General features: G+C 65.1%; 13 protein-coding genes. 3 read left to right on the top strand and 10 right to left on the bottom strand.

All coding sequences use genetic code 11. The features are described from left to right. Nucleotides 1-59 precede the first annotated feature (59 nt). Together AC0L3X_RS11360 and AC0L3X_RS11355 are read left to right on the top strand one after the other, a co-directional pair. Entirely contained in the window at nucleotides 60-842 is a 783-nt protein-coding gene (locus tag AC0L3X_RS11360) for an ATP-binding cassette domain-containing protein (protein WP_063981634.1), read from the top strand. Continuing rightward, nucleotides 839-2,398 carry a glycine betaine ABC transporter substrate-binding protein gene (locus tag AC0L3X_RS11355; RefSeq protein WP_063981633.1) on the top strand — a complete coding sequence of 520 codons (1,560 nt, stop codon included), beginning with the start codon at nucleotides 839-841 and terminating at the stop codon, nucleotides 2,396-2,398. Before AC0L3X_RS11360 ends, AC0L3X_RS11355 begins: the two co-directional genes overlap by 4 nt. 5 nt (nucleotides 2,399-2,403) lie before the next feature. Here AC0L3X_RS11355 and AC0L3X_RS11350 read toward each other — a convergent pair whose 3' ends face one another. Together AC0L3X_RS11350 and AC0L3X_RS11345 are read right to left on the bottom strand one after the other, a co-directional pair. After that, a complete protein-coding gene (locus AC0L3X_RS11350) occupies nucleotides 2,404-4,119 on the bottom strand; it encodes a sulfatase-like hydrolase/transferase (RefSeq protein ID WP_063981632.1) in 1,716 nt (571 codons plus the stop codon). 303 nt (nucleotides 4,120-4,422) lie between these two features. Next, entirely contained in the window at nucleotides 4,423-5,088 is a 666-nt protein-coding gene (locus tag AC0L3X_RS11345; RefSeq protein ID WP_063981631.1) for a TetR/AcrR family transcriptional regulator, read from the bottom strand. Nucleotides 5,089-5,194: 106 nt separating this feature from the next. On the opposite strand from AC0L3X_RS11345, the gene AC0L3X_RS11340 reads away from it, so the two are divergent. Next, nucleotides 5,195-5,815 (top strand): hypothetical protein, encoded by a 621-nt coding sequence (locus AC0L3X_RS11340; RefSeq protein WP_283017489.1) that lies wholly within the window; start codon nucleotides 5,195-5,197, stop codon nucleotides 5,813-5,815. Nucleotides 5,816-5,822: 7 nt separating this feature from the next. On the opposite strand, the gene AC0L3X_RS11335 is transcribed toward AC0L3X_RS11340, so the two are convergent. The 8 genes from AC0L3X_RS11335 to AC0L3X_RS11300 all read right to left on the bottom strand — a co-directional run bounded on the left by AC0L3X_RS11335 (nucleotide 5,823) and on the right by AC0L3X_RS11300 (nucleotide 13,850). Continuing rightward, nucleotides 5,823-6,674 (bottom strand): SDR family oxidoreductase, encoded by an 852-nt coding sequence (locus AC0L3X_RS11335; RefSeq protein WP_283017490.1) that lies wholly within the window; start codon nucleotides 6,672-6,674, stop codon nucleotides 5,823-5,825. Between the two features lie 472 nt (nucleotides 6,675-7,146). Beyond that, complete coding sequence (gene ilvC / locus AC0L3X_RS11330; protein ID WP_283017491.1) at nucleotides 7,147-8,166, bottom strand: ketol-acid reductoisomerase; 1,020 nt, start codon at nucleotides 8,164-8,166, stop codon at nucleotides 7,147-7,149. A 132-nt stretch (nucleotides 8,167-8,298) separates the two neighbouring features. Beyond that, nucleotides 8,299-8,901, bottom strand: a complete 603-nt coding sequence (locus AC0L3X_RS11325) for a LysE family translocator (protein WP_283017492.1) — start codon at nucleotides 8,899-8,901, stop codon at nucleotides 8,299-8,301. A gap of 7 nt (nucleotides 8,902-8,908) precedes the next feature. After that, nucleotides 8,909-9,784, bottom strand: a complete 876-nt coding sequence (locus AC0L3X_RS11320) for an EamA family transporter (RefSeq protein ID WP_085399723.1) — start codon at nucleotides 9,782-9,784, stop codon at nucleotides 8,909-8,911. Between the two features lie 49 nt (nucleotides 9,785-9,833). Beyond that, nucleotides 9,834-10,529, bottom strand: a complete 696-nt coding sequence (locus AC0L3X_RS11315) for a class I SAM-dependent methyltransferase (protein WP_071910524.1) — start codon at nucleotides 10,527-10,529, stop codon at nucleotides 9,834-9,836. A 3-nt stretch (nucleotides 10,530-10,532) separates the two neighbouring features. Then, a complete protein-coding gene (ilvN, locus tag AC0L3X_RS11310; RefSeq protein ID WP_014493064.1) occupies nucleotides 10,533-11,075 on the bottom strand; it encodes an acetolactate synthase small subunit in 543 nt (180 codons plus the stop codon). A 23-nt stretch (nucleotides 11,076-11,098) separates the two neighbouring features. Next, nucleotides 11,099-12,070, bottom strand: a complete 972-nt coding sequence (locus AC0L3X_RS11305; protein ID WP_283017493.1) for a threonine dehydratase — start codon at nucleotides 12,068-12,070, stop codon at nucleotides 11,099-11,101. A 4-nt stretch (nucleotides 12,071-12,074) separates the two neighbouring features. Next, a complete protein-coding gene (locus AC0L3X_RS11300) occupies nucleotides 12,075-13,850 on the bottom strand; it encodes an acetolactate synthase 3 large subunit (RefSeq protein WP_063981624.1) in 1,776 nt (591 codons plus the stop codon). Nucleotides 13,851-14,049 lie beyond the last annotated feature (199 nt).

The following is a 14,049-nucleotide window of genomic DNA, read 5'->3' as shown; positions in this document are numbered from 1 at the left end:
GCTCACTCTTCCTTACCCTCCCCCTCCAGGGGAGGGTAAGGAAGAGTGAGCCGCGTCGAATGCCTTCCAAACCTGCCATCAGCTATTCCCACGTCAGCAAGAACTTCGGCTCACTCAAGGCCGTCGACGATGTGTCGCTCGATATCGCCGAGGGCGAATTTCTGGCCATCGTCGGCGGCTCCGGCTCCGGCAAGACCACGCTGCTGCGGCTCGCCAACCGGCTGATCGAGGCCGATGCCGGCACGATCACGGTCGAGGGCGAGGATGTGCAGACCGTCGATCCTGTCTCGCTGCGGCGCCGGATCGGCTACGTCTTCCAGAGCGGCGGGCTGTTTCCGCATCTGAGCGTCGCCGACAATATCGGAATCACGCCAAGGCTGCTGGGCGCACCGGCAGCGGACATCACCGCGCGGGTCGACGAGCTGCTCGAGCTCGTGCAACTCGACCGTCGCGCGCATCGCGATCGCCTGCCCGAGGCGCTCTCCGGCGGCCAGCGCCAGCGCGTGGGGGTGGCTCGGGCGCTCGCGGCACGGCCCCGCATCGTGCTGATGGACGAGCCGTTCGGCGCGCTCGATCCCCTCACCCGCGATGCGCTCGGCGAGGATTTTCGCGAACTGCATCGCAAGCTCGGCCTGACCACCGTCATGATCACCCATGACATGACGGAGGCGATCCTGCTCGCCGACCGCATCGCGGTGATGCGCGGCGGACAACTGCTGGCGCAGGGCACGCCCGCGGACCTCTCGACGAGCGGCGACGCCTATGTGCTGGAGCTGCTGCGCACGCCGCGACGCCAGGTCGAGCGGCTGAACGCGCTACTGCCGCCGAGCGGTGCGGCATGAGCCTGTTCGCCGATCCGCGCTGGGGCGAGGCGCTGTCGCATCTCCCCGACTATCTCGGCAACCATGTTCGGGTCAGCCTCGCCGCGCTCGCGCTCGGCCTCGCCGTCAGCCTGCCGCTGGCGATCCTGACCCGCAACCGCCCGGCGCCGCGCGCTATCCTGCTCGCGCTCGCAAGCATCGTGCAGACGGTGCCCGGCTTGGCGCTGCTCGCGCTGTTCTATCCGCTGCTGCTGCTGGCCGCGTCCTTGACACTCGCCTGGTTCGGAATCTCCTTCTCCGCTTTCGGCTTCCTGCCGGCGATGCTGGCGCTCGCGCTCTATTCGATGCTGCCGGTGCTGCGCAACGGCATCACAGGCCTCAACGGCATCGATCCTGCGCTGATCGAAGCCGCCAAAGGCGTCGGCATGACCGCGCGGCAGTCGCTCGTCATGGTCGAGTTGCCGCTGGCGCTGCCGGTGATGATGGCCGGCATCCGCACCGCGGCGGTGTGGGTGATCGGCACCGCGACCCTGTCGACGCCGATCGGGCAGACCAGCCTCGGCAACTACATTTTTGCCGGGCTTCAGACCCAGAACTGGGTGTTCGTGCTGTTCGGCTGCTTTGCCTCGGCCCTGCTCGCGCTCGCCGTCGATCAGCTGCTCGGCCTGATCGAGAGCGGCTTGCGCCACCGCAGCCGCCTGCCTGCCGCGCTCGGCGGCATCGGGATCGCGGCGCTGGTCCTCGCAACGCTGGTGCCGACGATGGGACGCTCGTCGCAGAGCTATGTCGTCGGGGCCAAGACATTCGCCGAGCAATATGTGCTGTCGGCCCTGCTGAGGGACCGCCTCCAGGCCGCCGGTCTCCCCGCGACCGCGCGGTCGGGTCTCGGCTCCAGCGTGATCTTCGAGGCGCTCAAGGCCGGCGACATCGATCTCTATGTCGATTATTCCGGCACGCTGTGGGCCAACCAGCTGCACCGCACGGACATCAAGCCGCGCGCGGAGTTGTTGGCGGAGCTCAAGACGGCGCTCGCAAAGGACCATATCACCCTGCTCGGCGAGCTCGGCTTCGAGAACGCCTATGCGCTGGTGATGCCGAAGAAGCGCGCCGAGGCGCTCGGCATCCGCACCATCGCCGATCTCGCCGCACATGCACCGGCGCTGTCCATCGCCGGCGACTACGAATTCTTCTCGCGCCCCGAATGGGCGGCGCTGCAAAAATCCTATGGCCTCTCGTTCCGCGCCCAGCGCCAGATGCAGCCGGATTTCATGTATGCGGCCGTCGCCAGCGGCGAGGTCGACGTGATCGCCGGCTACACCAGCGACGGGCTGATCGCGAAATACGATCTGGTCGTGCTGGACGATCCCAGGCACGCGATCCCGCCCTACGACGCGATCCTGCTGCTGGCGCCGAAGCGCGCCGGCGATGAGCGACTACAGGCCGCGCTCGAGCCGCTGCTCGGCAAGATCGACATCGCCACGATGCGAGAGGCCAATTTGCGCGCCAGCGGCAACGACGCGAATTCATCGCCGGATGCGGTGGCGAAGTGGCTTTGGGAGAAGGTGGGCAAGCGGTAGGCCGACTACAGCCCCCGGATGATCCCGGCATTGATCAGCAGCCGGTTCAACCGCCGCGCCTCGGCGCCGTCCTTGCAGCCGTAGAAGATGCCTTTGCAGCGGAGCATGATCTGCTTCTGCTCGGCGAAGGAGGGATCGAGCGGAATGCCGGCGGCTTCCTGAATCACCAGCGGGAGATAAGGGCCGTCGACCGTGTCCATCACGGCCTCGCTCTTCACCGGCTCGAAATTGATGGCGTCGATCGCGTAATAGGTCGCGTAGAGACGCGGATCGTAGGCGTCGAGCTTCTTGCCGAGCGCGCCCTCGTCGAGCCCGGGCTCGAGGAGGTTCGGCGCAAACTCGGGCTGGTGGTCGCCGTAGCGCACGATCAGGAAGGGCTCGCCGGGAAAATTCTTCTTCAGCCCCGCGACAAACGCTCTGTACTGCTCGGCGCTCATCGCTTGCCGGCGCAGATATTCGTCGATGGACGCCACATTATTGCCCGGCGCGCGCCAGTTCGGCAGCAGGTCGGGGCGGAAGCGCGTCTCCCAGGGGAAATGATTGGCGCCGAGATAGATGAAGGTGAACAGCGGCTTGTTCGGCGGCTGCTGGCCCATCAGTTGGAGCGCCTTGTCGTAGAAGAAGGAGTCCGGCTCGACGTCCTTGGCGCCGAGATCCTTCGAGTCGAGGAAGCGTTCGACGCCGGTCGTCACCTGAAAGCTGCGCGCGCCCATGAAGCCGCCATAGGCGGGATAGAGCGATAGCGTGTCATAGCCGCAGCGGCGCAGCGCCAGCGGCAGGCCGCGCTCGACGCGGTTTGAGGCGATGCGCGTCACGAAATAGGCGAAGCGGCCGAACGAGCGCGAGGAGAGACCAGCGAGCACGTTGTATTCGGTGAACCAGCTCGGCCCGCCATTGCTCTCGGCCAGGAACGTGCGCTGCTTGCCGTCAAAGGACTTGAAATGATCGCCATAGCGCGGCGGCACCTTGATGCCCTGGGCGGCGCGAATGTCGAAGCTCGATTCATCATGGACCATGATGATGTTCGGCCGCCGTCCCGCGGGGTGGCAGGCATCGACCAGCGGCATGTTGAGCCGTTCGCTGGTCGAGGTCGCCGACTCCATGAAGCCGTATTGCGCGAAATCGGAGACCGCGCTGACGCCGGAGCGGAAGAATTTCGAGAGATAGCCGTCGTCGTAATAGCCGCGCCAGGCCTCGTCCGGATGATAGAGCGAATAGCCGACCAGTGCGGCAAGACAGGCGAGCGTGGACGCGAACGCCGGCAGGCGGCGGATGCGAAACGGATCGAGCCACCACAGCGCATACATCAGCGGCAGCGTGACGAGGCCGGCCCCGATCACCGACCAGCGCAGGTTCGGGAAGATCGTGAACAGGAACGCCACGGTGTCGCGGTCGATCATCATCAGGTCGATGAAGTTGACCGTCATCTGCACGACGTCGTGCTTGAGACGCGACAGCAGCACCAGCACGACGACCATGGTCAGCGACAGCGCGCCCGACAATGCCGGCCGCCGCAAGAGCGTGATCCAGAAGAAATTGAGGATGCCCCAGGCGAGCACGAACGAAAGCCGCGAACCCAAATCGGTCTCGGTCTCGTACATGAGCGCGAGGGCGGCAAGATGCGGCGCGGCAACCGCAAGCAGGCGCCAGATGCCGAGCGCGGCAACGCTCGCCAGCACGGCGGTGGTGGCAGAAGGACCTGGATTCGGCGCGGACGCCATCGACGGCACGCAACTTCTGGTCCGGCGCGATGAATACCCAGCCGTCGGGCCGGCCTGCGGCGTTCGGCGCAGCCGGAAGCCTGCACCGTGTCATAAAACTGTAATTGAATGGTCACGGACAAGCAACGCGTGTCGCGGTCCGACCTTCGCTTAATGTTAGCAGGCGGCGAACAGCCGCACGGCCAACTCCATCCCCTCACCCTGAGGAGCCTGCGAAGCAGGCGTCTCGAAGGGCGAGGCCCGAGTGGGCCTGCATGGTTCGAGACGGCGCTACGCGCCTCGTCGCCATGAGGGTCAGTCAGTTCAGGAGCCGCGGCCCGACTTCGCGATCCCCGCGATGAAGAGGTCGATCACCCCTTCCGCCATCCGCTCGGTCTCGCCCTCCTCCACCCCCCAGCGCGGAAAGTGGCCGTCGAGGTTCATCCGGGCAAAGCCATAGACCAGGGCGCGGCCGGCGATCTGGATGCGCTTGAGGTCGGCCGACCGCAGCAGGCCCTGCTCCGCCGCGTCTGCCAGCATCCGTTCGGTCAGAGCGATCAGCTCGGCATTGTCGCGTGTCAGCTCCACGGAGCTGCCATGGGCGAAGTAGCGCCCCGTGGAGATGATCTCGAAATGCGCGGGATTGCGCATCGCCCAGCGCAGGTAGGCGAGCCCGAAGGCGCGGAAGCGGCCGAGCGGGTCGGTGGCCGGCGCCTGGCCCAGCGCCACCTCGATCTCGGCACGAAAGCGCCGCTGCGCCTCCCCGGCCACCGCCGCCATCAGCGCGTCGCGGTTGGGGAAGTGCCGGAACGGCGCCCCCGGCGAAACCGCGGCCCGGCGTGCGGCCTCGCGCACCGAGACTTCGGCACCCTCCGCCGCCAGTTGCAACGCAGCATCGATCAGCACGCGGCGGAGGTCGCCGTGATGATACGGCCGGGCTTCCGGCGTTTGGCGGCGGGTGCGCGGCTTGGACGGCTGTCGGGCGGGCATGGTGCTTCCTAGCATCACCCGAACGTGAATGTAAGCACCGATTACACCGTTGACGATTTCGCCAGCCTGAAATGTAATCGATGCTTACATTAGGGAGGAGACCGCCATGTCACAACGTCAAAACTGGTTTGAGGGCTGGCGGCTGCTCGCCGTTCTCACCCTGAGCCTGATCGCGCTCAGCCTGTGGATCGCGTCGATGCGGCAGTTCGAGGTCGAGGGCGTGCGGATGGTGATCCGTTTCACGGCGCGAAGCTCGCTGCTGCTATTCTGCCTTGCCTTCAGTGCAGCGGCGCTCGCCCGGCTGTGGCCGAACGCCTGGACCCGCTGGCAGCGCCGCAACCGCCGCGATCTGGGCCTGAGCTTTGCGGCCTCCCACGCCATCCACGCAGGCGCGATCGTCGCGTTCGCCAAAATGGATCCGGCCGGCTTTGTGGGGGCCACCTCGGCCGCCTCCTACGTCTTCGGCGGCATCGGCTATGCATTCATCATCGCCATGAGCGCGACCTCGTTCGACCGCACCGCCGCGCTGCTCGGGCCGCAGGCCTGGCGCGTGCTGCACCTCGTGGGCGGCTATTACCTCTGGTTCCAGTTCATGGTGTCGTTCGGCAAGCGCGTGCAGGCGATGCCGCTCTATGCCGCCTTCCTCATTCCGTTGTTCGCCGTGATGGCGCTGCGGCTGATCGCGATGGCCGCCCACCCCCGCCGACGGACGGCCGAAGCGAGCTGAACGTCGATCAGCCCTGCGGCAGGAACCCCAGGCGCTTTGCGATGATGCGATCAACCGTCCGTTTCGGCAGCAATGCGCCGACCAGATGGCGCAACGGATCCGGCGTGATCTGGTAGCGCACCTTGGGGCTCGCGGCGGTCAGCGCCTCGAACACGATTTCGGCGATCCGCTCGGCCGGCAGGCCCTTCGCACCGAGGTCCATCATGAACGCCATGACCTTGTTCAGCGCCGGCAGATAGGGCGAGTTCTGATAGACGGAGAGATCGATCTCTTCGGCCTTGCTCCAGATCGGCGTCTTCACTGCGCCCGGGGCGACGATGATGACGTCGATCCCGAACAGCATCAGCTCACGCCGCAGGCTCTCGGATAGCCCTTCGATGGCGTGCTTGGAGGTGCAGTAAGGCGCCGACAGCGGATTGCCGTTCTTGCCGGCGACCGAGCTGATCATCACGATCCGGCCCTTCGGCCCCTTCAGCGACGGGTCCGCGCCGAGCAGCGGCCCAAAGGCTTGCGTCGCGATGACCGGGCCGATGACGTTGATGTCCATCTGGCGGCGGAAATCGTCGACCGACAATTCCAGGACCGGCCCCGCGACCGCAATGCCGGCATTGTTGACGAGCCCCGCCAGCGTGTCGCCAGCCAGCGCCTCGCGAACCTGGCGCGCAGCGGCGAGCACGGCGGCCTCGTCGGTAACGTCGAACAGGAGCGGCGTGAAGTTCGCGCCGAACTCACCCTTGAGCCGGTCGGCGTCGGCCTGCTTGCGGACGCTGCCGAAGACGCGGTAGCCGCGCCCGATCAGAAATTTCGCAATGGCCCAGCCGATGCCGGTGGACGCGCCGGTGATGACGACAGATCGCATAGACCCCTCCCCTCAAGTTCCCGCGATCATGGAGAGAAGGATGTGTCAGCGCAATGCCACCCAACGCTCAAAGGGACGTCGCGGGTGTCGATTCTTAAGATGAAGCGGCGCGCGAGCTTCGCGACATGAGATTGAGTGCGCCCTGAAGATGCGGATGAAGAGCCGAATCCTTGACTCTGAAGACGCTGGGGTTTTGGCGATCGCGAGATTCTGGAGAAGTCATGAAAACGACGCGAGACCAAGAATGTGGTTTAAGCGTCAGTTCTTCGTGCTCAGAGGGCACGTCAGCTCGCGAAGAATTTGAATGAAGCAGCAATGCTTCGCGCGAGATGAAAGGAGCGAGACCGCCGTTCGCGATCTCGCTCCGATGTAGTCGAGAAGGTTTAAAATTTGGTTTGGCGAGCGAAGCTTGTGTTTCACTCGTCATTCCGGGGCGCGACGAAGTCGCGAACCCGGAATGACGGCGCACCCGTCAGTTCTTGCTCTTGTCGACCAGCGCGCCCTTCTTGATCCAGGGCATCATGTCGCGGAGTTTCGCGCCGACTTCCTCGATCGGGTGCTGGGCGAGCTTGGCGCGGGTCGCCTTGAACGAGGTCTGGTTGACCTTGTTCTCGAGCATCCAGTCGCGGGCGAACTTGCCGCCCTGGATGTCGGCGAGAACGCGCTTCATCTCGGCCTTGGTCTCCGCGGTGACGATGCGCGGACCGGTGACGTACTCGCCGTACTCCGCGGTGTTGGAGATCGAGTAGTTCATGTTGGCGATGCCGCCTTCATAGATCAGGTCGACGATCAGCTTCACTTCGTGCAGGCACTCGAAATAGGCCATCTCCGGGGCGTAACCGGCTTCGACCAGGGTCTCGTAGCCGGCCTTGATCAGCTCGACCAGGCCGCCGCAGAGCACGACCTGCTCGCCGAACAGGTCGGTCTCGCACTCTTCCTTGAAGGTGGTCTCGATGATGCCGGCACGACCGCCGCCGACGGCGGAGGCGTAGGAGAGGCCGAGGTCATGGGCGTTGCCCGAGACGTCCTTGGCGATCGCGATCAGGCAGGGCACGCCGCCGCCGCGCTGATATTCCGAACGCACCGTATGGCCGGGGCCCTTCGGCGCGATCATGAGCACGTCGAGGTCGGCGCGCGGGTCGAGCAGGTTGAAGTGGACGTTGAGGCCGTGCGCGAACACGAGGGCGGCGCCCTTCTTCATGTTGTCGTGCAGGTGCTCACGATAAATGTCGCCCTGGAGCTCGTCCGGGGTCAGCATCATGACGAGGTCGGCCCATTTGGCGGCGTCGGCGACTTCCATCACCTTAAAGCCGGCGGCTTCCGCCTTCTTGACCGAGCCCGAGTCCTTGCGCAGCGCAATGGCGACGTCCTTGACGCCGGAGTCCTTGAGGTTGAGCGCATGGGCGTGGCCCTGGCTGCCATAGCCGACGATGGCGACCTTCTTGCCCTTGATCAGGTTCAGGTCGGCGTCGCGATCGTAATAAACACGCATAGTCGTTTCCTCGTTCAGGGCCAGAATCGGCCGATAGTCAGTGTCCGAAGGGTGAAATTTGCGGATTTCGGGGGCTGTCTAGAGCATTTTCAGCCCCTAGGGAAACCCGTTTCTGCATGGAAATCCGCGACATCATGCATCCATGAAAACGGGGTAGAGGGAGGCGAGCAGCAGGAGCGCCATCACGATATTGAAGGCGCGGACCAGCCGCGCGGAGGTCAGTACCGGTCGTAGTGCAGTGCCGAACAGGGCCCAGACCACCGTCGAGACCGTGCCGACGAGCAGGCTGATCACGGTCTGGATCGCGATGTTGATCGGGAACTGGGCAATCGCCGCATAGGCGGTGATGGTGCCGATCACGATGACCCAGCCCTTGGCGTTGATCCACTGGAACATCGCCGCGCCCCAGAAGGTCATCGGGCCACGGCCGTCCTCCTCGCCCGGCTTGGCCGGCCCCGAGAAGGCGATCACCGCGGCGAGGTAGATCAAGTAGGCGGCGCCGGCATATTTCAGGATGGTCTGGAGGATCGGATAGGCCAGAAACACCGTGCCGAGCCCCAGGCCAACGGCGCCGACCATGAAGGCGAAGCCGATCGTGATGCCGGCGATATGCGGGATGGTGCGGCGGAAGCCGTAAGTCAGTCCCGACGACAGCAGCATGATGTTGTTCGGCCCCGGCGTGAAGAACATCACGAGGGCGAAGATGATGAAGGCATAGAGCAGCGACTGGGACATGCTCACCTCACGCGGTCTTCGGCAGCGGCTGCGGGCGTCTCGCCAGCACCATCACCGCGATGCCGCCGATGACCGTCAGCATCCCGGCCAGCCGCAACGGGCCGAACTTCTCGCCAAACACGATGCTGGAAGCAGCCGAGCCGACGAACGGCACCAGCAGCGCGAACGGCACCACTTGCGCTGCGGGATAGTCACGCAGCAGCCGGCCCCACAGCCAATAGGCGATGCTGGTCGAGATGGCGCCGATCGCCAGCAGGCAGACGAGGCCAGTCGGCGACATATGGATCAGCGACTGGAAGGTCGGCGCCGGCCCGTTGACGACCAGCGCCAGCGCGAACAGCGGCACGGCGGCGGTCAGGCAGAGCCAGGCGAACAGGTCGAACATCGGCGCGCCACGGGCGCCGCGCAGCAGGAGATTGCCGACGGCAAAGCAAATCGGGGCGATCATCAGCACCGCGAAGGCACCAACGCTGAAATCGTAACCGACGGTACCGCAGATCAAGAGCAGGCCGACTGCGGCGACGACGATGCCAAGGGTCTGCACCGGCGTCGGCCGCTCGCCGAATGCGATCGCGGCAAAGCCGATGGTGAACAGCGCCTGGCTCTGTACGACGACGCTGGTGAGCCCCACCGGCACACCGTGCGCGATGCCATAGGCCTGGCTCAGGAACTGGCCGAGGAACAGCGTGAAGCTGATCGCGATCAGCAGCGACCAGGCGATCTTCGGCTTGGGAATGAACAGGCATGGCACCGCGGCAATGGTGAAGCGCATCGCCGTCATCAGCTCCGGCGAAAGTTCGTCGAGCGCGATCCGGCTCGCCACGAAGGCAAGCCCCCAGATGACCGCCACCAGAATGGCGATGAGGATATCGGCCGGCTTCATTGTTGTTCTCGGTTCTGCTTTGTCGTGCAGCCCTGTTTGTTGTTCTGTTCTAGCCTTGCTCGCCGGCTTTCGGTTTCCGCAGCAGATAAGTGCCGTGCATGGGCGCGTGGTAGTCGACCGAGACCAGCGTGAAGCCGACATCGATCAGCATCCGTTCCATCACCCAGCCGAAGGTGGAATATTCGTCGCGCATGTGCGTGACGACGCTTTCGCGCGAAAAATCGTGGTTCTTGATATGGAAGTCGGCCCATTGCTCGACGTCGCGCTCGATGGCGTCGGGCATCGAGGCGTAGACGATGTCGCGCAGATAGAAGCTCGCGCCCGGCTTCAATGCACGGTAGATCCGCGACATCGCCACCGCCTTCCAGAAATCCGGCAGATGGTGCAGCGTGAACTCGCTGACGATCAGATCGTAGGATTCCGGGCGGTAGGCGAAGCTGAGCAAGCCGGCGGACTGTGTGCGCACGGGCGCCTTACGGTCGCGGGCGTAGATCTCGGCGAGCGCCAGCATCGCCGGCGAGATATCGATGGCGTCCACCTCGGCACCCATCAGCGCCGCTTCGGTCGCGAGCACGCCGTTGCCACAGCCGATATCCGCGATGCGCCAGCCGCGCTGCACCCCGAGCATTTTCAGCGCGGCGCGCGCCCGCAGATCGGCATCGTCATGGGCGTCGTAGATCGAAGCCACGGCGGGCTCGATCCCCATCCGGTTGCGCTCGTTATAGTACCAGTCGCGCGCCAGCATGGCTCACATCCCCTCAGGCCCGCGGCCAATCGCGGCAACGCCGGTGCGCGACACCTCGACAAGGCCGAGCGGGCGCATCAGGTCGATAAACTGGTTGATCTTGTCCGTATTGCCTGTGATCTCGAACACAAAGCTCTCGGTGGTGGCGTCGATCACGCGGGCGCGGAACGCATCCGCCAGCCGCAGTGCCTCGACGCGATGCTCGCCCTGCCCGCGCACCTTCACCATCGCAAGCTCGCGCTCGATCGAGCGCTTGGTCAGGGTCATGTCGACGACACGATAGACCGGGATCATGCGGTCGAGCTGGTGCTTGATCTGCTCGATCACCATCGGCGTGCCCGTGGTGACGATGGTGATGCGCGACAGGTGCTTCTGGCTCTCGGTCTCCGAGACGGTGAGACTTTCGATGTTGTAGCCGCGCCCGGAGAACAGCCCGATAACGCGCGCGAGCACGCCCGGCTCGTTCTGCACGAGCACCGAGAGCGTATGCGTCTCGTTGGGATCGTGGCGGTCCTCGATGAAATAGGCGGATGCCGGCTGGTTCATGGTCGTCCCCTCTTGTCTCTCCGTCACGCCATCGCTGGCGCCTCTGTCCCGACCCAACTGCGGAACAGATCGAAATCGATATTGCCGCCGGACAGCACGAGACCGACGCGCTTGCCTGACAGTTTAGCTTTCTCTTGAAGCGCCGCGGCGAGCGCGGCGGCACCGGCGCCTTCCGCGAGATTGTGCGTGTCGGTCCAGTAGGCGCGGATCGCGGCGGCGACCTCGTCGTCGGAAACCTGCACGATGCGCGCGGCACCCTTGCGGATCAGCGCGAACGCGTCTGCGTCGGGAATGCGCGTTGCCATGCCGTCGGCCAGCGTGTTGCTGGTCTTCGTCGTCACGACCTTGCCGGCCGCAAACGACAGCGCGTAGGACGGCGCTTCGGTCGATTGCACCCCGACGATCTCGGTCTTCAGGCCCAGGAGATCGCGCGCCATGATGCAGCCGGAGATTCCAGAGCCCTGCCCGATCGGCACATAGAGAACATCGAGATCCGGCGCCGTCCGGAACAGTTCGAGCGCATAGGTGGCGACGCCGAGCACGAGATCCGGATGAAACGACGGCACCATGTGCAGGCCGGTAAATTGGGCGCGCCGCTGCGCCTCTTCGGCGGCCGCCTGAAAGTCCTCGCCATGCTCGACGAGCTCGGCGCCAAACGCCCTCATCGCCCGGTTCTTCTCGACCGAGTTGCCGCGCGGCACGTAGATCACGGCCGGCACGCCGTGGCGGCTCGCGGCAAAGGCCAGGCTCTGGCCGTGATTGCCGCGCGTCGCCGAGATGATGCCGGGTGTGTTCGGCCGCTCGCGCTTCAGTCGTTCGAGATAGACGAGACCGCCGCGCACCTTGAAGGCGCCGATCGGCGTGTGGTTCTCGTGCTTGACGATGACCTGCGTCCCGAGGCGCTCGGCGAGCAGCGGCCACCCGCGTGCCGGCGTCGCCGGCACCGCCTGTCCCACGATCGCATGTGCGCGCTCGAGCTCCGTCAGGTCGAACATGACGTCACACCAGCGCCTTGCCGCCGGCGAACGCCTTTGCCGTGGCCTCGTCGTTCGCCTGCTCGGGCAACAGCATCTCGTTGTGCGCCTTGCCGGAGGGGATCATCGGGAAGCAGTTTTCGAGCGCCGCGACGCGGCAGTCGAACAGCACAGGACGCTTGACCGAGATCATCTCCTGGATGGCGCCATCGAGATCGGAGGGCTTGTGCACCTGGATGCCGACGCCGCCATAGGCTTCCGCGAGCTTGACGAAATCCGGCAACGCCTCCGAATAGGAATGCGATAGCCGGTTGCCGTGCAGCAGCTGCTGCCATTGCCGCACCATGCCCATGTACTGGTTGTTCAGGATGAAGATCTTGATCGGCAATTCGTACTGCACCGCCGTCGACATCTCCTGCATCGTCATCTGCACCGAGGCGTCGCCCGCGATGTCGATGACGAGGCTGTCCGGATGGGCAACCTGCACCCCGACCGCGGCCGGCAGGCCGTAGCCCATGGTGCCGAGACCGCCCGACGTCATCCAGCGATGCGGCTCCTCGAAGCCGAAGAACTGCGCCGCCCACATCTGGTGCTGGCCGACTTCCGTCGTGATGTAAGTGTCCTTGCCGCGTGTCGCCTCGAACAGGCTCTGGATCGCGTGTTGCGGCAGGATCACGTCGTTGCTCTTCTTGTAATAGAGCGAGTTGCGGGCGCGCCACTGCGCGATCTGCTGCCACCAGGCCTTGATGTCGGGCTTCTTCGCTTCCGCCTTGAACACCTGGAGGATATCGCCGAGGATGTTGCCGCAGTCGCCGATGATCGGCACGTCGACACGGATGTTCTTGTTGATCGAGGACGGATCGATGTCGATGTGGATCTTCTTCGAGCCGGGCGAGAACGCGTCGACGCGGCCGGTGATGCGGTCGTCGAAGCGCGCGCCGACGCACAGCATGACGTCGCAATCATGCATGGTCATGTTGGCTTCATAGGTGCCGTGCATGCCGAGCATGCCGAGCCAGTTCTTGCCCGACGCCGGATAGGCACCCAGGCCCATCAGCGTGGAGGTGATCGGGAAGCCGGTGACCTCGACCAGTTCGCGCAGGAGCTTGGTCGCCTCGGGGCCGGAATTGATCACGCCGCCACCGCTGTAGATCACAGGGCGCTTGGCGTTGGCGAGCAGCGACACGGCCTTGCGGATCTGCGTCGCGTCGCCCTTCACGCGCGGCGCGTAGGAGCGGTGCACGTCCGACTTGCGCGGCGGATGATAGGTGCCGGTCGCGAACTGCACGTCCTTGGGCACGTCGACGAGCACCGGGCCGGGACGGCCGGAGGTCGCGACATAGAAGGCCTCGTGCAGCACCTTGGCGAGATCGTTGACGTCGCGCACCAGCCAATTGTGCTTGGTGCAGGGCCGCGTGATGCCGACCGTGTCGCACTCCTGGAACGCGTCGTTGCCGATCAGATGCGTCGGCACCTGGCCGGAGATGCAGACCAGCGGGATCGAGTCCATCAGCGCGTCGGTCAGCGGCGTCACCATGTTGGTGGCGCCGGGACCGGAGGTCACCAGCGCAACGCCCGGCTTGCCGGTCGAGCGCGCATAGCCCTCGGCGGCGTGGCCCGCACCCTGCTCGTGGCGGACCAGGATGTGCTGGACCTCGCTCTGCTGGAAGATCTCGTCATAGATCGGAAGCACGGCGCCACCGGGATAGCCGAAAATGTCGGTCACGCCATGATCGATGAGCGCGCGAACGATCATCGCGGCGCCGGTCATCTGGTTCGGATCGTGGCTCTTGTCGCTCATTGTCTTGCTCCGGATGCGCTGTTGTCAGCGGCTTCGTTCGTGTCGGGTTCGGGAAATAAAAAAGGCCCCGAAGAGGGCCCATGCACACCGCCTGTCTGTGGATGGCAGCTAGCCACCCCCGGCGGTGTGCCTGGGTACGACGGCGATAAGGAGTTTGGTAATAATGTTACGCATTGCAGGCGCTCAGCTTCCCAAAGGT

The sequence above is a fragment of the Bradyrhizobium sp. MI1.7 genome, from assembly GCF_055811795.1.
This window is presented reverse-complemented; position numbering and strand designations above follow the sequence as displayed.